At 68.9% G+C, this 18,452-nt stretch carries 18 protein-coding genes and 4 pseudogenes; 6 read left to right on the top strand and 16 right to left on the bottom strand.

Going from position 1 to position 18,452, the window contains the following annotated elements; genetic code table 11:
• Nucleotides 1-692: 692 nt before the first annotated feature.
• The 7 genes from ACIBK0_RS50135 to ACIBK0_RS50105 form a co-directional block, all read right to left on the bottom strand.
• The gene (locus ACIBK0_RS50135; protein ID WP_399096658.1) at nt 693-1,049 is read right to left on the bottom strand and encodes a hypothetical protein; all 357 of its coding nucleotides are present in this window, start codon (nt 1,047-1,049) and stop codon (nt 693-695) included.
• Nucleotides 1,050-1,064: 15 nt separating this feature from the next.
• On the bottom strand, nt 1,065-3,188 hold the full coding sequence (locus tag ACIBK0_RS50130; protein WP_399096655.1) for a M12 family metallopeptidase: 2,124 nt from the start codon (nt 3,186-3,188) through the stop codon (nt 1,065-1,067).
• A 292-nt stretch (nt 3,189-3,480) separates the two neighbouring features.
• On the bottom strand, nt 3,481-3,642 hold the full coding sequence (locus ACIBK0_RS50125; protein ID WP_399096652.1) for a hypothetical protein: 162 nt from the start codon (nt 3,640-3,642) through the stop codon (nt 3,481-3,483).
• A 366-nt stretch (nt 3,643-4,008) separates the two neighbouring features.
• Nucleotides 4,009-6,618 (bottom strand): tetratricopeptide repeat protein, encoded by a 2,610-nt coding sequence (locus tag ACIBK0_RS50120; protein ID WP_399096649.1) that lies wholly within the window; start codon nt 6,616-6,618, stop codon nt 4,009-4,011.
• Nucleotides 6,619-6,630: 12 nt separating this feature from the next.
• Nucleotides 6,631-7,038, bottom strand: coding sequence for a hypothetical protein (locus ACIBK0_RS50115; RefSeq protein WP_399096646.1), 408 nt, complete (start codon nt 7,036-7,038; stop codon nt 6,631-6,633).
• A 55-nt stretch (nt 7,039-7,093) separates the two neighbouring features.
• Complete coding sequence (locus ACIBK0_RS50110; RefSeq protein ID WP_399096643.1) at nt 7,094-7,561, bottom strand: hypothetical protein; 468 nt, start codon at nt 7,559-7,561, stop codon at nt 7,094-7,096.
• A gap of 651 nt (nt 7,562-8,212) precedes the next feature.
• Nucleotides 8,213-8,407, bottom strand: coding sequence for a hypothetical protein (locus ACIBK0_RS50105; RefSeq protein WP_399096640.1), 195 nt, complete (start codon nt 8,405-8,407; stop codon nt 8,213-8,215).
• On the opposite strand from ACIBK0_RS50105, the gene ACIBK0_RS50100 reads away from it, so the two are divergent.
• Nucleotides 8,397-8,612 carry a hypothetical protein gene (locus ACIBK0_RS50100; protein WP_399096637.1) on the top strand — a complete coding sequence of 72 codons (216 nt, stop codon included), beginning with the start codon at nt 8,397-8,399 and terminating at the stop codon, nt 8,610-8,612. The two genes, ACIBK0_RS50105 and ACIBK0_RS50100, sit on opposite strands and share 11 nt — an antisense overlap.
• Nucleotides 8,613-9,099: 487 nt before the next feature.
• Here the strand turns inward: ACIBK0_RS50100 and ACIBK0_RS50095 are convergent.
• Both ACIBK0_RS50095 and ACIBK0_RS50090 read right to left on the bottom strand, forming a co-directional pair.
• A pseudogene (locus tag ACIBK0_RS50095) lies at nt 9,100-9,788 on the bottom strand (haloacid dehalogenase type II).
• A gap of 769 nt (nt 9,789-10,557) precedes the next feature.
• On the bottom strand, nt 10,558-11,115 hold the full coding sequence (locus ACIBK0_RS50090; RefSeq protein ID WP_399096634.1) for an SMI1/KNR4 family protein: 558 nt from the start codon (nt 11,113-11,115) through the stop codon (nt 10,558-10,560).
• Nucleotides 11,116-11,633: 518 nt separating this feature from the next.
• Here ACIBK0_RS50090 and ACIBK0_RS50085 point away from each other — a divergent pair.
• Entirely contained in the window at nt 11,634-12,338 is a 705-nt protein-coding gene (locus tag ACIBK0_RS50085) for a hypothetical protein (RefSeq protein WP_399096631.1), read from the top strand.
• Between the two features lie 25 nt (nt 12,339-12,363).
• On the opposite strand, the gene ACIBK0_RS50080 is transcribed toward ACIBK0_RS50085, so the two are convergent.
• The 5 genes from ACIBK0_RS50080 to ACIBK0_RS50060 all read right to left on the bottom strand — a co-directional run bounded on the left by ACIBK0_RS50080 (nt 12,364) and on the right by ACIBK0_RS50060 (nt 15,290).
• Complete coding sequence (locus tag ACIBK0_RS50080) at nt 12,364-13,041, bottom strand: TetR/AcrR family transcriptional regulator (protein WP_399096628.1); 678 nt, start codon at nt 13,039-13,041, stop codon at nt 12,364-12,366.
• Nucleotides 13,034-13,438, bottom strand: coding sequence for a PaaI family thioesterase (locus tag ACIBK0_RS50075; protein WP_399096625.1), 405 nt, complete (start codon nt 13,436-13,438; stop codon nt 13,034-13,036). The genes ACIBK0_RS50080 and ACIBK0_RS50075 overlap by 8 nt, the downstream gene beginning before the upstream one ends.
• A gap of 239 nt (nt 13,439-13,677) precedes the next feature.
• On the bottom strand, nt 13,678-13,824 hold the full coding sequence (locus ACIBK0_RS50070) for a hypothetical protein (RefSeq protein WP_399096622.1): 147 nt from the start codon (nt 13,822-13,824) through the stop codon (nt 13,678-13,680).
• A gap of 38 nt (nt 13,825-13,862) precedes the next feature.
• Nucleotides 13,863-14,753 (bottom strand): ROK family protein, encoded by an 891-nt coding sequence (locus tag ACIBK0_RS50065; RefSeq protein WP_399096619.1) that lies wholly within the window; start codon nt 14,751-14,753, stop codon nt 13,863-13,865.
• Nucleotides 14,754-14,987: 234 nt separating this feature from the next.
• A complete protein-coding gene (locus tag ACIBK0_RS50060; protein WP_399096616.1) occupies nt 14,988-15,290 on the bottom strand; it encodes an SDR family oxidoreductase in 303 nt (100 codons plus the stop codon).
• Nucleotides 15,291-15,443: 153 nt separating this feature from the next.
• On the opposite strand from ACIBK0_RS50060, the gene ACIBK0_RS50055 reads away from it, so the two are divergent.
• The 3 genes and pseudogenes from ACIBK0_RS50055 to ACIBK0_RS50045 form a co-directional block, all read left to right on the top strand.
• A complete protein-coding gene (locus ACIBK0_RS50055; RefSeq protein WP_399096613.1) occupies nt 15,444-15,698 on the top strand; it encodes a hypothetical protein in 255 nt (84 codons plus the stop codon).
• Nucleotides 15,695-15,886: a hypothetical protein gene (locus ACIBK0_RS50050; RefSeq protein WP_399096610.1), complete on the top strand. Its 192-nt coding sequence runs from the start codon at nt 15,695-15,697 to the stop codon at nt 15,884-15,886. The genes ACIBK0_RS50055 and ACIBK0_RS50050 overlap by 4 nt, the downstream gene beginning before the upstream one ends.
• Nucleotides 15,849-16,061, top strand: a pseudogene (locus ACIBK0_RS50045) (IS21 family transposase); the annotation flags it as partial. The gene ACIBK0_RS50050 and the pseudogene ACIBK0_RS50045, both read left to right, overlap by 38 nt.
• A 102-nt stretch (nt 16,062-16,163) precedes the next feature.
• Here the strand turns inward: ACIBK0_RS50045 and ACIBK0_RS50040 are convergent.
• A pseudogene (locus tag ACIBK0_RS50040) lies at nt 16,164-16,358 on the bottom strand (IS5/IS1182 family transposase); the annotation flags it as partial.
• 14 nt (nt 16,359-16,372) lie between these two features.
• On the opposite strand from ACIBK0_RS50040, the gene ACIBK0_RS50035 reads away from it, so the two are divergent.
• Complete coding sequence (locus tag ACIBK0_RS50035; RefSeq protein ID WP_399096607.1) at nt 16,373-18,337, top strand: recombinase family protein; 1,965 nt, start codon at nt 16,373-16,375, stop codon at nt 18,335-18,337.
• A 20-nt stretch (nt 18,338-18,357) separates the two neighbouring features.
• Here the strand turns inward: ACIBK0_RS50035 and ACIBK0_RS50030 are convergent.
• Nucleotides 18,358-18,452, bottom strand: a pseudogene (locus ACIBK0_RS50030) (IS5/IS1182 family transposase); the annotation flags it as partial.

Genomic DNA, 18,452 nt, shown 5'->3' with positions numbered 1-18,452 from the left:
CCCACCCTCCCCCCGGTTGTCGCCGGGCGGGGGGGGCCCCCGGGCGGGGGGCCGGGGGCGGTGGTTTTTTGGGGGGGGGGGCGGGGGGGCGGCGGGGGGGGGGCCCGGGGGGGGGCCCCCCACGGCCCCTTTTCTGCGCCGGCGTCGGCCGGCCGCCGACGAGGCGGGCCTGGACTCCGTCGCGGATACGGCGGCGGGACGGGAAGTGTTCTCGCTGTTCCCACCAGGGGCGTCTGCGCCTGTCGGATCCAGTGCAGGATCACCTGCCTGCGTCTCCCGGGAGGCGGCGTGCTCGCCTGGCTCCTATACCTGGCTCTATGAGCGAGACCAGCGAGAGGCTTTACCATCCGGGCGAGGTCGTGCCTCAGTCGGGAATCTACGAGTGCGACTGCGGGCAGGGCCATGAGCACAGCACTGACGTGAAGGGCCACCGGTTCCCGCCGCTGCACGAGTCATGCAGCGGCAGTGGATGGAAGCTGAAGACGCCCTCGCACCCAAACGCCTAATCCCGACGACGGCTGGATGACCCGCAAGCAACCCAGCCAGATCGCAAAGGCGTGGGATCCGTGAACGCTGTGAGGATACGCCCTAAAGGGTTGCGTTCGAGGGTACTCGACCGGTTCTCGCCGGGTGCCATGCGGGGCCGGCCACGATCGCGCCACGACGGCCTTTGGCGCGGGTGTGCCTTTGCGTCATTCCGCGTCAGGTGCCGGGGATACACACCTGACCGGCACGCGGAGATCCGTCGTCCGTTTTCCGGGTGTGAGGGTGTGCTGGGCTGTGCTCACGTAGTCGCCCGGGGTGATCCGGCCGTCGCCGGAGACGTCGATGTGGATGCGGATTGCGTAGCGTGCCTGCGGCGAGGGGAGCGTGAGGTCCGTTTCGTACGGGCCGCATGTGGGGTCAGAGAGGGCGAAGGTGCGGTGGAGGACAGTGGGGGCAGGGGCGTCGGCCAGGGACACGTCCTCCACGGTGAGGTGCACCTGCGTCGCCGGGCCGAGCGCGGCCGCGGTGGGCAGCTCGATGCAGCAGCGCAGGTGCGTCCGCATGTTCGTCCTCACCACCTACCAGTTGCCTGCCTTCGTCCAGTTCAGCGCATCTCCCACTATGCTCCCGCGCCACCAGTTCAGATCGCCGCGGTAGTGGAAGAGGACGTCGGTGTGGCCGTCGCCGTTGAAGTCGCCGGTCCAGAAGGCGCGGCCGTCGTTGATGGCGTGCCCGAACCCGATGGTGTTACCGACAAGGGTCCAGGTCAGCTGGAGCCCGCCGGGGTTGGGCACGGCCGGGCAGCTCAAGCCTGCCATCTCCTGCTGTTCCTGGGTGATCTGCTGGCGCAGTGCTGTGATCTGCCGGTTGATCTCGCGAATCTCTTGCCGGTCCCCAGGGTCACGTGGGTCGAGGCCGTTCTTGAGCTGCTGCAATTGGCGGATCTCTGATTCCTGGGACGAGATCCGGGAGCGGAGCGGCGCACACTGCGCGTTCTCCCCCGGCACGTTCTGGAGCGTGCCGAGCCACCAGTTGTCGTTGCCGGGGTAGTAGAAGAGGACGTCGGTGCGGCCGTCGCCGTTGAAGTCGCCAGTCCAGAAGGGCCGACCGTCGTTGATGCCGTGCCCGAAGCCCGCCGTGTTGCCGGCGAATGTCCACACCAGTTGCCCGTTCTGGAGCGTGCCGAGCCACCAGTTGTCGTCGCCGGGGTAGTAGAAGAGGACGTCGGTGTGGCCGTCGCCGTTGAAGTCGCCGGTCCAGACGGGGCGGCCGTCGTTGAAGCCGCCGAAGCCAGCGGTGTTGCCGATCAGGGACCAGGTCAGTTGGCCGTTCTGTACGGTGCCGAGCCACCAATTGCCGTCCCCGGGGTAGGTGAACAGTACCTCCGTGCGGCCGTCGCCGGTGAAGTCGCCCGCCCAGAACAGGAACGCGTTGTTGATAGCGTGTCCGAAGCCAGCCGTGTTGCCGACCAGGGACCAGGTCAGTTGGCCGTTCTGGAGCGTGCCGAGCCACCAGTTGTCGTCGCCGGGGTAGTAGAAGAGGACGTCCGTGCGGCCGTCACCGGTGAAGTCGCCGGTCCAGAACGGGCGGCCGTCATCGAGGTCTCCGAAGCCGGTGGTGTCGCCGACGTCGCGGAAGTCCATGGCGCCGTTCACGGTCTGCCCGAGGTACCAGTGGTGGCGTGCCGGCGAGTAGTGGAGGAGCTCGGTCCCTGGCTGGCCCTGGAAGCGGCCCAGCCAGGTATTTGACGGGCTCGGGTAGATCGAGCCGTACATCCACGCGACCGCGCCGCGGTCGGACTGGCTCAGGCCGTTGCGCTGCCCCATGATGACGCCGGGAGGCAGCGCCTGGTTAGGGCTGATCGTGGTGTTCGTCCGGCCTGTCGCGGGGTCGGTCGTGCCGAACGCCGTCGGCCCGTAGTGCATGATCGACCCGAAGTCGTACTCGCCGATGTCGTCGCCGTCGGAGATGTGCTGGTCGAAGTTGTGGCCCTGGCCGGCCTGGATGTTCTGCCAGAGGATGGTGATGAACTTGTCGCGGTCTTCACGGCTCTGCTCGTGCCACAGACCGACGGCATGGCCGATCTCGTGGATGGTTGCTCCCCGGCCGCAGCCGGCGGCGATGTTGATGTCCTGGGCACCGCCCAGTCGGCCGACCCAGGAGGAACACTGGTTGGAGTCCCGGAAGACCACCCACTGCGCGTCTGTTCCCGTGCGGGGCCGCAGGTGGAGGCGGGTGTTGAGGTGCCAGTGGTCGATTGCGCCGGTGATCGCGGTACGCGCGGCGGGCGTCAGGGTGTTGTCGAGGACGAACGGAACCACCCCGCCCGGCCAACGTTTGTTCTGGCCCGGGACGATCACCGCCGATTCGGGAAGCCCGCCCGGCGGCTTCGCCGCGTCGACCGCCTCGCCGGGAGCGACCTCGTCCCCTACCCCCTGCGCCAATTGGGCCGCCTCGGAGCGGATCTGGCCCGCCTGCAGCTGGAGGTCCGCGTCGAGCCCGAGGATGATGTCGCCCTCGAACACGGCCACCCCGTCGACCACGCTGTACTGGACCGGCTGGTCGGTGAAGGTCGCCCCGCTGATGAGCGCCGTATGGACCTCGGCGCCCACGAGCTCCTCGCCCTGACCGTCGGACGGCCCGTGCGGGTCGTGATCGGGGCCCTCCGGATTCGTCTGGCTCCGTCGCTCGTCATCACTCATGACGGACCCCTCGCTGTCGTTGGACTCCTGCGGAGCCCTCTCGTCGGACGACCACGCAATCAGTGGATCCCGCCATTCCTAAGGCCCGAACTCGCCATACATCGCTACGCAGTTGACCGTCATCCTCGGAAACAGATAGCGCGCACCGCCTCACGAAGCCCGTCCCCCTGAGCCCGATCGCCAACTCCCTGACCGTGCGCCCCACCAGAGGGCCGTGCGCTACGCCCCGCCCTGCCATACATGGCTCAATTTCCTTCGCTCCTCCCGGGGCACCGCTCCGCCTGACGCATGGTCAGCCGAAGGGAAGCAGCTGCTCCCCGGACCCGCTGGATCGACAGCTGGCCGAAGGATCGCCCGACACCAGCCGCCTGGCCGCCGTAGAGGCCAGCAGCTCCGGCGGCACGTCGGCAATGAGCGCGGCGTCCTCGGCGGACACGACCGGGTCGATGACCATGTGAAGGGCGCGGTCAGGTCGGGACGTGGAAGCTCTGTAGCGAAGGGCCGGGGGAGGGACAGGTTCGGAGCCGACCCGGTGGCCGGCCACAGAGTCGACCGCAACGCCGTGACAGCTCGGAAATGGCGTGCAGCTGCGGAGAGTGGCGGCCTGTCGGAAGCTGAAGGCCGCGAAGCGGCGATGGCCGGTTCCGCGAAGCCGTGCGGTTTCGGGGCGGAGGGGTGGCTGGCCTCTCCATACCGGCCATCGTGCGGCGTTCTGGTCCACCGGGGCGTTCGTCGGTCCCATGACCAGAGATCCAAGGGTTCCGTGAGACGGGACGCGCTCGGCTAGCCCCAGCCATGACGTCTCTTTGTCATGGAGGCGTCAGATGCAGCTTCTTAGCCACTCTTGGACCTCTGCCGTGTGAGGGCTGGCGAGGTTGCGGAGCCGTTCGAGGGCGTCGGTGCCCAGTGCGCGAGCGCCCTGTGGGTTTCCGGCCGTTGCGACCGCGCGAGCCGCTCCGGCCAAGCTCAAGGCGGCGCGTTCCTCCTGGCCTGTTCGCTCGGCACCGGCGAGGGCCGCCCGGAAGAGCTCCTCCGCCGCGACGAGATCGCCCTCCGCCTCGTGGACCGCCGCCAGAGCCAGCCGCAGGCGGGCCAGTACGGCTGCGTTGCCCCGCTCCAACCGCATGGCGCGCAGTAGCAGTTCGCGTGCGGCGGGTGTATGGCCGTGCGCCAGTTCGGACTCGGCCAGGGCTTCCAGAGCTGCTGCCAGGGGCGCGCGCATTGCGATCCGTTCGGCGATCTGCAGGCTCTCCCGGAGGTGGCGTTCGGCCGGCTCGTGGTTCCCGGTAGCCAGTTCGTACCTGCCCAGTTCCCGCAGCACATCGCTCAGCTTCTCGGGGCGGTCTTGTTCGCGGACCAATTGTTCGGCCTCCCGCAGCAGTCGGCCGCCGCCGTCGATGTCTCCTGCCCTGATCATGACTCGTCCCAGGTTGACCAGGATGGGGACGCGCTCGTGGTAGTCCAGCTCGCGGGCTAGCCGCAGCGCCTCGGTGAGCTGGGTGCGGGCTTGGTCGCCGTTGCCGCGTTCGGTGGCGAGCCAGCCGAGGCCGTGCAGCGCATCCACCTCTTCGGTGCCCAAGTGCTCGGTGCGTGACAGCTCGAGGCATTCCTCGAAGAGCTCCGCCGACCCGCCGTAGTCGCCTGCCAGGGCCCGCATCCACCCGCCGACCTGCAGCAGTCCCGCGATCCGGGGCGGATCGCCGCTCTCGCGAGCGAGCTCCAGGCCGCGGTAGAGATGGGCGGCCGACTCGTCGTGCCTGCCCTGCAGTCCCGCCACCCAGCCCAGGCCCTGCAGCGCCGGTACGGCCTCCGCGCCCTGCGTCCCGATGAGCGCGTCGGCGAAGTGCCGCCTGGCGCGTTCCAGGTCACCGCGCATGCCGGTGCTCCAGCCCATCTTCAGCAGGAGGTCGACGATCTCTCCCACGGAGTCGGCCTGCTGGGCGCGTTGCATGCCTTCGTCGAGATATCTGCCGCCTTGACGCAGGTCGCCTCGTTCTAGGATCACGCTGCCCAGGCGAAGCAAGGTGCGGGCCTCCGCCTGGGCGTCGCCGACCGCGCGCGCGGCGTGTAGGGCGTGCTGGAGGTGGGGCTCGGCCACGGCGTACAGGCCTCGGTGCACCAGCAGGGGGTAGGCGGCATCGACCCCGGAGAGCAGGGTCTCGTGCATGCCGTGCCGGTGTGCGTGGTCGAGCGCCTGCAGGACGTTGCCGAGTTCTTGCTGGAACTGTTCGCTGGTCATGGCGCTCTCCTCGGCTCCATCGGCCCTCTTGCCGACCATGCCCACGTACAGCTGGGCCATGCGGCGCTCGGCAGCGGCCGGTGGGCCTTTGGCGCGTACGAAATCGTGGACCACTTGGTGCATGACATGGCGATCCGCGCCGGCGGACTCGATGAGCCCGGCTCGTACGATGGCGCGCAGTGTCTCTGCCGCGGCTTGGGTGACGGCCTGTGCGGAGGTCGTCGCGAAGTTGTTGGGTTTGGGTGGGAACGCCGTCAGGTCGCGGAGGGCTTCCTGGGCGGAGGCGGGCAGCTGGGCGTGACCGATCTCCAGCACGGACAACAGGGAGATCGGCAGGTCGGCCGGAAGGCTGGGATGCGCAGCACTCGGGGCCTGGCGGCGTTCGAGCCGCAGACGCTCCTCGGCCAGCCGCAGCCGCTCAAGTGCTTCGGTGACGTCGGGCTGCCCGTTGAACGCTGCTCCCCTGAGGTGGTGCCCCATCAGCGTGAGTGCCAGTGGCAGTCCGCCGACGAGGGAGACCAGTTGGGCTGCTGCCTCGCGGTTCGATCCCATGGCCTCTTCGGCGAGTGTTTCGAGCAGGCACAAGCCGTCCGGGGGCGCCAGTTCGTCCACGCGCAGTACAGCCCCGCCGAACTCCAGGGCGATGGCGGGGGACCGGGTGGTCAGCAGCTGGGCGCAGTTCGGCCCACCCATTTGCAGTGCCAGAGCGTCACTCGCATCCCAGGCGTCATCGACGATGAGCAAGAAGCGGCGTGCGCCGATCTTCCGGTGGAGGGCCTCGGCCCAGCCGGAGGCGGTGTGCGCACGTAGGTCCTGGGTTCCCACTCCGATGTGCTCTCCCCAGTCGGCCAGGTGCCGCAGCACATTGCCTTGGGTGCCGAGTCCTGCCCACAGTACGCCGTCGGGGAAACGGGTCCGGACTTCGTCGTCATAGGCGATGTCCAGCGCGAGCGCGGTCTTGCCGACCCCGGGCAGCCCATGGAGCGCGACCACACCGTCGGAGAGCAGTTCGCGGATTCGTCCGCGCAGTTCGTCCCGGCCCACCAGCAGACTGGACGGCCGGCTCGGTGCGAGAAAGGGGGCGGGGAGCTGCGGCGCGTGCCGGTGGACGGTGACGGTGTTGTGGTCGCCGATCATGGCGACTTCGACGGATTCGTGGAATTCCACGTGCTCCGGCCGGGCCCGTTTCATGGCGTCGGTGTCTCAGGCCCGGTCGGTCGCCGGACCGGGCTTGTGGACGGTCACCTCCACGTGCGCGGTATCGCCGACGACGGCGGTGCCCACCTGGCCGTGGAACTCGGTCCGGTACTTCGGGCCGGGGCCTGCGTCCTGCGCCGTTCCCGCCAGCATCTGCCGCGCCAGGGCCATCAGCGCCTCGTCGCGGTCTGCACCGGCCGCGGTGAGCTCGGCCCGCAGTGACGGCTCCCATGTCGCCGGTTCCTCCGCAAAGCGGTCCAGCGTCAGTGGGCCGTCCGGACGATCGGCGAGGCGTGCTCGTACCGCCACCAGCAACCGCCGGTACGCGGCGGCGACGGCCTCCTTGGTGGCGTCGGTGGCGCCCGCCGCGGCACCTGCCACCAGGGCTGCGACGATCAATGACACCGGTTCCATGGCGTCCTCCCCGTTCTCGGCTCAGGAGCGGGCGGACGCGGAACGACGAGCCGGGTCACCGCACCCCCACCTTCCCTTGCGTCAAGCAAGTCCTGACCATCCGTCTGGCCGTCTCGGAGTGGGCCCACTTGTGTATCCCCTTGACCGCGAAGACGGCGCTCCGTACCCGGCCGCCCAAGACGTTGACCCGCTGGTGCTCCTCGGTGCTCGCGCCGAAGTAGTTCCGATGGATCGTCTCTGCCGCGGTCAAACCCGCGGTGGCCCCTGCGTAGCCGCCGCCGATCGAGCCGACCGTAACGCCGACCGAGCCGGCGATCACCGCGCCCGCAATTGGTCCCGTCGCTGCCCCGACGAGCTCGCCGGACGCCACCGCCACCACCTCGGCGACCAGCCCTGCCGCGCCGTGGCCCAGTTCCTTCGCCGTATCCAACGTGGTCTCGGCTGCCTCCAGGAACTCGCGGTCCCTCACGCACTGCCGCAGCTGCTGCCCGTGCTCCTTGAGGTCTTCGCCGTAGGTGCCCACTGGTTCCCCTCTACGTCCCCCGCTCAGGACAACTGTCGCTCGCAATTCCCCTTCGGCGGAGGCAATATCCGTTCGACAGGGCGGCGCGCAGAGGCGTTCGCAGGAGTGGGAGGCGCGCACACTTTTCGGCCCGTGCGCCGCCAAGCCTCAAGAGGGGCCTGGCCACCAGGACTCAGGGGTGGACAGGAGACCTCACCCCGTAGAGGAAGGGGCGGTTGCCGCCGACGGACATGATGCGATCCTCGACCAGGCCTGGGCCGCATACCCGTTCGGAAAGCCCGAGACCGAGCCGTCCGCCGACGGATTGTAGACGACTGGGTGCCGTTGGGCCCGGTGTGAGGACGAACTCGCCGCTCGGATCCCGGGCTCGCCCTCGCCGAGTCCCGGTGAGAGTCGCTCCTACGACTCGCCGTTCGTCCATGTAGCCTCGCCCGTTCTCGGTCCTCCGCCTCCGACAGACCGGGCCAGGTACGAAAAGGGTCCTCCACCGGAGGATCCGGTCGATGGGTCGGCGAGACGCTCAAGCTGGACATCCGTGACTGGCTGCCGGACCTGGGCGACTTCGGCAAGCTGCACGTCCGGCACGGAAAGGGCAGTCGCCTGGGGTGGCCGGCGCGGGCGCCAGGGGGCAGCACGCTGGGCCGGTGCCGTCTAGGAGCCAGCCGGGGTGTTGGTGAGCTCGATGCACTCGGCCGGGATCTTCGGAATCCGGTACCGCGCCTCGCCCTCGGGGATTCGGTACCTGGTGTTGCTCGGGTCCCGGCGCAGCCGTTCGGTGGAGGCCTCGTCCAGCAGGAAGTCGAAGCGGGGGCCCGTGCGGTTAGGCTGCTGGACGATGCCGGTCAACAGGAAGCAGGCAGGTCCGGCTGATCGTGGAGCCGATCCGCCCGGTGCGGCCGGGGGTGATGACCGGGCGCTGGTGACGTCGGGCAGTTCGCTGATGAAGGCGCGGATCTCGGCGTTTCAAGACCACCTGTCGGTCAGTGCCGAGAACGCCTCGGCTTGCCGCAGGGGGATGTCGCTGAGCTCTGGCAACACCAAGGCGCGTTGACGGGAGGATGGCCGTGTTCCGCGCTGCGGCGAGGCGCCGAGGCTGCAGGGCGAGCCGTAGGTGGTGATTCGTCCGGGCTGCCAGCTGCCGGCCTTCTCAGCCTGTCTGGCGCGCGGGTCATCGCCAGCGATGTTGGCTCGTGGGATGCAAGGGATCCCGCAGAGCTGCGACTTCGGGTCGGAACTGGACGATCAGGTCCTCTCGGAGGAGTCGTGAGAATGAGCGGCGAAGCTCACGAGATAGCTCATTGAGCGGCTCTCCGTAACGGAGCCGCCGCACGTACGTGGCCTTGAGCTGGTACTCCTGGGGGTTGTAGACGTTCGTCAGCCATTGATGAAGGTCATCTGAGGCCAGCAGGACGAGGCGTCGGTAGGCGTCATCCCTTGCCCTGACGCGAGCGTTGAGTTCATCGAGGTTCCCCTCCCAACCCTCCTGCTCAATGAATGAGAGGCAGTCGAGCCAGGCATTCACGGCAAGGAGGTCCCAGTTAGGCATTGTCGAGTTGGTCGGCCAGGTCGGCCAGGTCGTCGGCGTGCAGGTTGAACCGGTCCCAGGGGGTGGGCGGGTCGCCGATGGGGCGCGCGACGTAGGCGGTGCGCAGGCCGAGGGCCTGTGCTCCGCGCAGGTCCCAGGCGTGGGCGGCGACCATCAGGAGCCGCTCCGGCGGTCGTCCGGAGACGGTGACGGCCAGCTGGTAGACCGCTGGGTCCGGCTTGTAGGTCCGGGCGTCTTCGGCGGACAGGGCCTGGTGCCAGCGCAGTCCGGCGTGGGCGTTGAGTCCCAGCAGCGCCGTCCGGCTCGCGTTGGAGAGTCCGATCAGCGGGAACCGTTCGGATAGTCGGGCGAGCTCTGCCACGGTGTCGGGCCACGGCGGGAGTCGGCGACCTGACAGTGCCAGCGCCGCTACCGCGGTTGGGTCGTCGACTCCGGCGGCGTCGGCGACGAGCCGGGCGGCTTCCGGTCGAGGACGTCGCTGGCGAGGTACTGCCTGCTGCCGTCGAGGATGCGACGTTGCTCGCGGTCGATGTGCTGCTGCCACAGCGACAAAAGGTGCTCGATCCTGGGATCGTCGAGCGACGGGTCGAGTTCACGAATGCCGGCGCGGATACCGGCGGGTTCGTCGACGAGCGTGCCGAGCACGTCGAACACGACGGCGTCGATCTCTGGCTCTGACATGGGAGAGCTCTCCTGGACGAAGCAGGGGCGTCAAAGTGGCTGTTAGCCGAACGTCGCGGGAAGCCACCCTGATTCCCGACCTGCGCATGAGAACCGCAAGCTCTGGGCCGCCCCACAGACGAAACAGGTCAGCAGAGACGGCACGGGTCATCCGCTCCTTCGGAGCCCGATCGATTCAGACTTCCGGTAGACGTGCATCTCAATCGTTCTGGTCGCCCCGGACCAGAGCCGCCGCCCCAGGTCAGATCATCTGAGCTCATCGGATCCCCTGCGGCGACGCCCGTTCCGGGCGGAAAATGGGTGTGGTTGCTGCCTGTTGACGCCGTCTTGTCTGTGTCTTTCGAGGTCGTAACTGAGCCGGGCGCGGGGAGCCAGTCATCGGGCGCCTTCAGTGTCGCTTCGAGCACGCGGATGAGATTCCTCCACCAGCCCTTTGGCTCCCCAGGTGGCAGCGGCATAGTCGCGGTCGCACGGGCCGAGGCGTCCAGGAAGTGGATGTCGTCGATGATGAAGACGGTGTCCCTTTCTGCCGCTGCTGATCGCGCGCAAGGACCGTTGGCAGGGTGTGCCGTCCGTCGCCCACGCCACTTTGCGGGCCTGTGCGGCCAGGGCCCGCGCAGCGTCCCGCTCCTCAGCGTCTGTCATGCCGTCCACGCTGCCCAGACAGCCGACTCCCTCAACTCCCGTCCGCTGGCCGGGAGTCCAGGCTTGCCGACCGAGCGTGGCACCGCGACGCTCCTTGCGCGGAGTGCTGTGGGGCCCGGGCGTGTCACGCGGCGTCATTCCAGGGCTTGTTCGCCGCCCAGTGTCGGACCCAGCCGGCGAAGCCGGGTTCAGCGGTGGTGAATCCGAACGGGGCCCCGAAAGGGGAGGCCCCCACGTCAGCGACCTGCCAGATGTGCCCCCGTTGAGGGCCCGTGACGATGAGGTGCCAGTACAACCCGCAACCGTCCGTGCCGAGCACGATCGAACCGTGGTTGTAGACCCGCTCCACGCGCTCGTCCCCGTCCTCGGGCGGGTCCGCGTCGTCCTCCCAGATCCACGCTTCCAAAAGCGGGAACGGCTTGCTCAGCTCACGTTCATCCCCGTCGTCCAGGTCGGCTGGCATCTCAGCGAGTGGCACCAGTCCGTACTCGGGCGGCCCGGACGACGACCCGTCGGTTATCTCGGCTACGAAGGTTCGATATGGCTCGGGCAGCACGATCTGGTGGGTTTCTTCGAAGGCACGGACTGCCTCCCAGCCAAGAGCCGACTCACCACCGTCATCGACGCCGAACGCTCCCCGCAGCGCCGCCAGCTCAGCAGCGTCAGCCTGATCACAATTCATGCGCCATACATAGCACCCTGCTCGGACAACGCCCGGCGTGCCGAGTCGGTGCCTCCTGCCCTCGAACCGGCCTCGAACAGGCCTCCTCCCTCATCGGAAGGGTCCTTTCCGCGCGCTCGCCATCGTCAAGCAGGGCGTACGCGGGTCGCGATCATGGGTCCCATCGGAGACGGCTGGCGGCCTGTACGCCGGCGCGCGGGCCCGGACTGCGGTCCGTGCACTGGAGTCCCGCCACCGCAGGGAGCCCGCCTCATGACGTTGACTCAGCTCAACCTCAGGGGGCTGCGCGATGGGGCGGACGGGTTTGAACCGTGGCGCCGGCGAGTGGATACCGGTGCCTCCCGGCGTGCTCGGCGTGCGGGGGCAACCCGGGACCCTACGGTCGCGATGCCCGGCTGCGGACAGGACAGCGGGGCTGAGGCGGTCCCGCGCCCGTTCGCTCGCCGCGCGGGACCGCTTTCCACTCCGCGGCCCTGGCGGGAGGCCGGAGACCGGGGCTCGGCGACACGGACGTGTGGATGGACGGTGTCGCTTCGCGGAAGATCACCGACTTCGCTGGGGAGGCGGACTCGGCGGACGCCTCCGAGATCAAGGCGTACGCAGCCGTGAAGCGGGTCGCGCTGATGGCGTGCCTGGTGCACAAGGCGAGGATGCGGGTCCGCGATGACCTGGCATTGATGTTCTGTAAGCGCATCGCCACGAAGATCAAGAGGGCCAAGGAGGAGCTGGAGGAGATCCGGCTCGCCGAGCGGGAGATGACCGAGGCCCTGATCGGCAACTACCGCACGGTGCTGAAGCACATCGACGAGGGCGGGCCGGCCCAGATGGCGCTCGCGAAGGCCGCGGCCATGACCGCCGAGGCGACGCGGGGCCTTGAGGGGCTGAATGAGCAAGCATCGGCCGAGGAAGTCGCCCGGCGCCTGGATGACAAGGTGTCCCCGGCCGTACTCGCCCTCGTGAAGGCGATGACGGTGCAGGCCGGGGGCCTGGGCAAGGTCACCAGGGCGGTGGAGAACTTCGGCGGGTTCGCCCAGCAGTACGAGCAGATCGAGAAGGTCTCCGCTCACCACGGCAACTTCTGGGAGGTGCTGCTGTATGGGCAGATCGGCCGGGACAAGGCGGTGATGTTCGATCTGGCCGAGTACTTGGAGTTCACCGCGACCAGCGAGGACGGGCGGGTGCTGGACCAACCGTCGGCCGGTGAGGACGCCAGCGAGGCGTAGCGGAGCGTTGCCCAGGGCAAAACGTTCATGTTCCGTAGCGGCCATGGTGCGCGCGTGAGAGGGCGGCGGCGCCCTGGCAGGCGAGGGTGGCGGCATCGTCTGCGTACTGGGGGATGTCGTCGGGCCATTTCGAGGTGGGCTGGAGGATCAGCAGCGAGACGGCACCGTGCAGGCACGCGCAGATTGCCCGGGTCAGCGCCGTCACATCGCCGTGGAGCACGCTGGCGTCGGCGCATCGCTGCACCGTTTCCCGCAGGAATCGGAAGCAGGCGTCGGCGACCTGCTCAGTGGCGGCTGTCGCGGGTCCGGTCGCGACCAGGCGGTAGCGCAGGGGATGCTCGAGCCCGAACCTGATGTAGGCGACACTGCGCTGGTGGAGTTCGGTGAACGGGTCGGTGGTCTGGGCGCTGATGCTCAGCATCCGCTGGCCGAGCTCGTCCCAGACCCCGAGGCACACGGTGTGCAGCAGTTCCAGTCGGTTGTCGAAGTGCAGATACACCGAGGGGGTGCTGACCCCGACAGCCTGTGCCACTGCACGGATGGTCACGCCGTTCTCGCCGGCGTCGTCGAGCAGCGTGCCGGCCGCTTCGATGAGCTCGTCCCTCAGTCGGCCGCCGTGGCCTCGCTTGGCGCGACTGCGCCGACGGCCTTCGGTTGTGCTGGCGCGGCCGTCGGCCGTGGTCTGGCCGGGTCCCTTAGTCATGGCGCCTCCGGAGGGCGACGAGTTGAGTGACGCGGGCGCAGAGCCGGTCCTTGTCATCCCTGATGTCGATTTCCACGGCGACCGTTGACTTGCCGACGTGTAGCGGGCGGGAGGTCGCGAAGGCGCCGGTGCCGTGTACAGGCCGCAGGAAGTGGGTGGTGGATTCCATGGTCGCGGGGACGATGTCGGCGGTCCCGTTCAGCGTGGCGCACACGGCGCCGGCTACATCGGCCAGCCCCATCAGTGCCCCGCCGTGCATCGCGGCGCCGACGGTGGACTGCTCGGGCGTGTAGGCGAGTTGCGCGGTGACAGCGTCGGCCTTGAGAGCTCCGAAGCGTATCCCGAGCGTCCTGGCGAACGGCGCCAAGGTGTAGACGTCTTGCTCGGTGATGGTCATCGCGGCCCCTCAGGTTGTCGCCGTTAAGTTAACGGTGACATGTTATGTGGACGTCACGGTTCGTGTCCACGCGTGTGGCGCGAGGCTGCAGGGCTGTGCAGTCTTCCGGTGCCGATCGGAGGCGTGCTGAGAGACGCCGAGCTGGCACTCGGACGAGACAACTTCAAGTGTCTGGAGAACCAGGCCCTTGGGGAGTATTGGAACGGGAATCAGCGGTAGCGGCCGACGCAGGTGCCGCGTCACCGAGCGGGTTCCGTCATTGTCGTGCGTGGGCCGGGGATTTCGCCGGTCTGGAGGGCGGCGAAGTCGGCGTGGGCCTGTTCGACGGCTTCGGGGTACGCCTCGCGCTTGGCGTGCTCGGCGAGGGCGCGGTAGATGCTCGCCACGGACGGGCTCTGTCCCTTGCGCTTGCCGGTGGGGAGGATCAGGTCGGGCTGGATTTGCTCGACGGACTCACCGCCTGGGCGTTCGCCCGTACCTCGTTCTCCAGCGGTTTCATCAGGGGCGGTCCGAGCGTGACGAGCTCGCCGCCCACCACGACCATGGTCGTCCCGAGCGCCTTGGCCAGCCCGGCCAGAACTCTGCCCGCGTGGATCGCGGCCCGCCGTACCACCGCGTGCGCGGCTTCCTCTCCCGCGCTCAGCGGGGCCGCCAGCTGTGGCAGATCCGCCGCGGCCCGGAAGGCCCCGAGCACCGCCGTGGTCGATGCCACCGTCTGCAGGCAGCCCCGGCCGCCGCAGGAGCAGGGCGCGCCCCCGGGCTCGGCGAGGATGTGCCCGAACCCGCCCGACCGGCCGCGAGCGCTGCGGTGCAGCACGCCACCGGTCACCAGGCCCCCGCCGACCCGGTCCGACAACTCCAGGTACTGAACGTCTGCCAGGCCCTTGGCCGCGCCCCGCACCGTCTCGGCCAGCGCCGCCAGCCGCGGACCGTTGGCGAGCCGCACTCGGGCGCCGAGGCCACGGCCGAGCATGTCGGCCAACGCCCGCTCATCGTCGGCGGCGAAGGAGGCGGCGGCGGCAGGGTCTGCCACCGAGACTCCCACATCGCCGAGAGGGCCGAGGCGAGGGACGGCACCGGTCAGTCCTGCGGCCAGCCGTCGTGCGACGGCGATGCGCTCGGACCAGGGAGCGGCGGGGGAGTGTGTCCCGCCGACCGTGCTGATCTCGTTGCCTGCCGCAGTGATCGCGGCCACCCGCACGTGGCGTCGGCCGAAGTCGATGCCCAGTAGGCGGCCGGCCGCCGGATTGAGAGCAAGCTTCTCCGCCGGGCGTCCCGGCCGCCGTGGTTCGGTGTCCGGGACCGTGGCAATCACCAGTCCACTGTCCACGACAGCCCGCACCGTGCGTCGAGCTCACCTCGGGTCATGGGCCCCGACTCGCGCAGCAACCGCAGTACCTGGTCTGCGTGTTGTCCGCTTCCAGGGGTAGGTGCAGCTGCTGGGACGAGGGCCTGCTGTATATCGCGCATCCGTTCGTACGTTCGTGTCGTTGCCGTCAAGATGTCAGCGCCGGGTCGGCGGGTGTGGCACTCGGTGAGCACCGGGCCGTCAGGTGGCGAGCAGGCCGCCGTCCATGTGCAGGTCGTGGGCGTTGATACGGGTGTTGCGGAGCAGGAAGTCGGTGGCGTCGGCGATCTCGGCCATGGTCACCAGCCGTCCGATCGGAGTCTGGGCGGAGTGCGGTGGGTTGGGGACGTCGCGCCACTTGGGACTGTCGCCGATCAGGCCGGGGTGCAGGGCGTTGACGCGGTGCGGCGCGATCTCCACCGCGAGTGTCCTGACCAGGCCGGTGATCCCGGCGTTGAAGGTGCTGACGATCGTCGAGCCGGGGTACGGGCGCTCCTTGGCCAACCGACGCTTGCGGGGTGAACCGGTCGCGCAGCACGCGGACGGTCTCCGCGTAGTCGACGAGCTTCATGGTCACGGCGGAGACCGCGTCCGTGATGCTGAACTCCGCGAGTGTGTTGGCCGCTTGGCCCACGGCGGTGATCACCAGATGGTCGAGTGTGGGACAGCTCGGCCTGCGTAGACGGACACGGGCAACGCTGGATCAAGATCACCCGGACCTCGCCGGCCGCCGTCGACTTCAGTTGGGACAGCATTCCCAACAGCACCGGCTGCGAGCAGAAGACGCATGCGCCAGGCGGGACGTACCTGGTGGAGGCCGAAGTGTTCCAGAACAAGGCCCAGGCCTCTTTCGTGCTGTTAAGCGACTCCGGCACAAACGGCGGCGACCTGTTCGGCGGGCCGACAGGATGACTTCAGGACTGGTCGGCCATCTGCCCACCGCGCCGTCCACCATCGACCGCCGCCTGTCTGGCACCGTCGTCTCCGCCCGCGCCGACCACCGCCTGCGATGCGGGCAGCGCGCCTGGGAGTACATGTACGCGCTGGCCGGCCTGCGCGAAGGGTTCGATCGTGGATGTGGTCGAGCCGCAGATCCGTGAACTGCTCGAGCAGCGACCGGAGATGCCCGCGACGGTGATCGCCGAGCGGATCGGCCGGGACCGGGGCCTGACCGTGCTCAAGGACCGGATCCGGGATCTGCGGCCGGCCGATCGGCCCGCGGATCCGGCCTCGCGGACGGTCTACGAGCCGGGTGAGATTGGCCAGTGCGACCTCTCAGGTAGAGCTCCATCTAGGAGAGCATCGGCCAGGTGCGCTCCCTGCAGGTGAGCCTCGTGCAGCTGCGCTCTCTCTAAGAGGTCGTTTTCTCCCGATGTTTCATCCCGGAATACACGTTTGATCCCGGGATGTCGGGTCACGCCAGGAGATGGTGGCTTCGCCGGTGAGACGGCGGGCCATCAGGTCGGTCATGGCGAGGTGGATCATGGCTTCGGAGCGGGCGGGCAGGGTCTCGTAGTCGCGGGCCAGGCGGCGGTGGAACATCAGCCATCCGTAGGTCCGCTCCATCGCCCAACCACACTGCGCTTATGGATAGTCAAACGTCGGGGTCGAGTGCGGTGGCCCGCACCGGCTTCCAGCGTCTGGTCACCGAGATCGGGCTGGACCACGTCGGTCTTGTGCTGGGGATCGAGATGTCCCGCCTGGCCCGCTCCGGCAAGGACTGGTACCAGCTGATCGAGCTCTGCGCCCTGTCGGGTGCGGTACTGGCGGACACCGACGGGGTCTACGACCCGGCCGAGTACAACGACAGGCTGCTGCTGGGACTCAAGGGCACGATGAGCGAGGCCGAACTTCACCTGATCAAGCAGCGGATGTGGAGCGGGCGCCTGAACAAGGCCCGCCGCGGCGAGCTGGCCTTCCCCCTGCCCAGCGGCTATGTCCGCCGCCCGTCCGGGGAGGTCGCCCTCGATCCGGACGAGCAGGTGCAGAGCGTGATCCGTCTGATCTTCGCGCAGTTCGAGCGGCTCGGCACATTGCACGGTGTGCTGCGCTATCTCGTCGAGAACGACATCCAGTTGGGCATCCGGCTGCGGGAGGGACCGGACAAGGGCACCCTGGAATGGCGAAGGCCGAACCGGATGACGCTCCAGACCCTGCTGCACAATCCGGCCTATGCCGGGATCTATGCCTACGGGCGGCGCCGGGTCGACCCGCGCCGCCAGGACCCGGCACGGCCAAGCACCGGACGGGTCGTCCGCTCCCGGGACGGATGGCATGTGATGATCCCGAATGTCCTGCCCGCCTACATCACCGTCGCCCAGTTCGAGGCGAACGAGGCAAGACTGGCGGCCAACCGCGCCCGCGCCGAAGCCATGGGCGCGATACGAGGCGGCCCCGCGCTCACGGCCGGGCTGGTGCACTGCGGACGCTGCAACCGGCGCATGAGCGTGCGCTACCACACCCAACACAGCAAGGCCCTGCCCGAGTATGTGTGCGCCCGGGACGTGACCAACTACGGCGCCATGAAGAGCTGCCAGCTGCTCAACTCCGCCTGCGTGGACGCCTTCGTCGAGCAACAGGTCCTGGCGGCACTGACGCCCGCCGCCGTCGAGGTGTCCCTGCGCGCGGCCGACCAGGTCCTGGCCGAGCGAGCCGAGCTGGAACGGCTGTGGGCGCAACGGCTGGAACGCGCCGCGCAGGACGCCGACCGGGCCCGCCGCAGCCACCACCTCGCCGAACCGGAGAACCGCCTGGTCGTGCGCCACTTGGAGAAGGAGTGGGAGGACGCACTCGCCGCTCAACAGCGGCTTTGCGAGGATTACGACCGCTTCACCCGCAACAGTCCGCACATCCTCACTGAGGCCGAGCGGCAGACCATCACCGCCCTGGCCAGCGACATCGAAGGGTTGTGGCATGCGAACAGCACCACGCATGAGGACCGCAAGGAGATCATCCGCGCGGTCGTCGACAAGGTCGTCGTCACCGTGCTCGGCGCCAGCGAGCGGGTGAAGGTCACGATCGTCTGGGCCGGCGGAACCACCACGGCGGGAGAGGTCGTCCGCCCGGTCCAGCGACTGCAACAGCTCAGCTACTACCCACAACTGACCGATCGGATCCGCGAACTCGCAGGCCAGGGCATCGGAGCCACCCAGATCGCCGACCGCCTGGAAGCCGAGGGCTTCCGGCCCGCGAAGGGCGGCAAGCGGATCTCCGCAGCCACCGTCCGCGACCTCATGCGCCGCCTCGCCTGCCCCTCAGGCCGCGTCCACCGGCACCGCCCCGCACCACCTGGCGAGGAGCCCGGCCCCAACGAATGGTGGCTCAAGCATCTGGCCGCCGAGCTGGACATGACCACCTCCACTCTCTACGCCTGGATCGACCGCGGCTGGATCAGCACCCGCCGGGAGAGCTGCTGGCCCAACCGGCTCATCGCCCACGCCGACCAGCGAGAGCTCGCCGAACTCCGCGAACGCCGCACGCGTCCGCCTGGCTGGTACAGCCGCCGCATCTGGACCGAGACCACCGAGACGGCGGGGCAGCAGACTCCATGAGTGCACTGTGCTTGACAGATCTCCACGGTCCAGCGTTTGGGCAGCGGAGTGAATCCCCTGGTCCCGGGGGTGCGTTGGACGATTTCCATGTCGATCCCGAGGGTGGCGGCGTGCT

The sequence above is a fragment of the Streptomyces sp. NPDC050564 genome, assembly GCF_044457265.1.
Lineage (GTDB): Bacteria > Actinomycetota > Actinomycetes > Streptomycetales > Streptomycetaceae > Streptomyces.
Note: the sequence above shows the minus strand (reverse complement) of the source record. Positions and strands in the feature narration are given on the sequence as shown.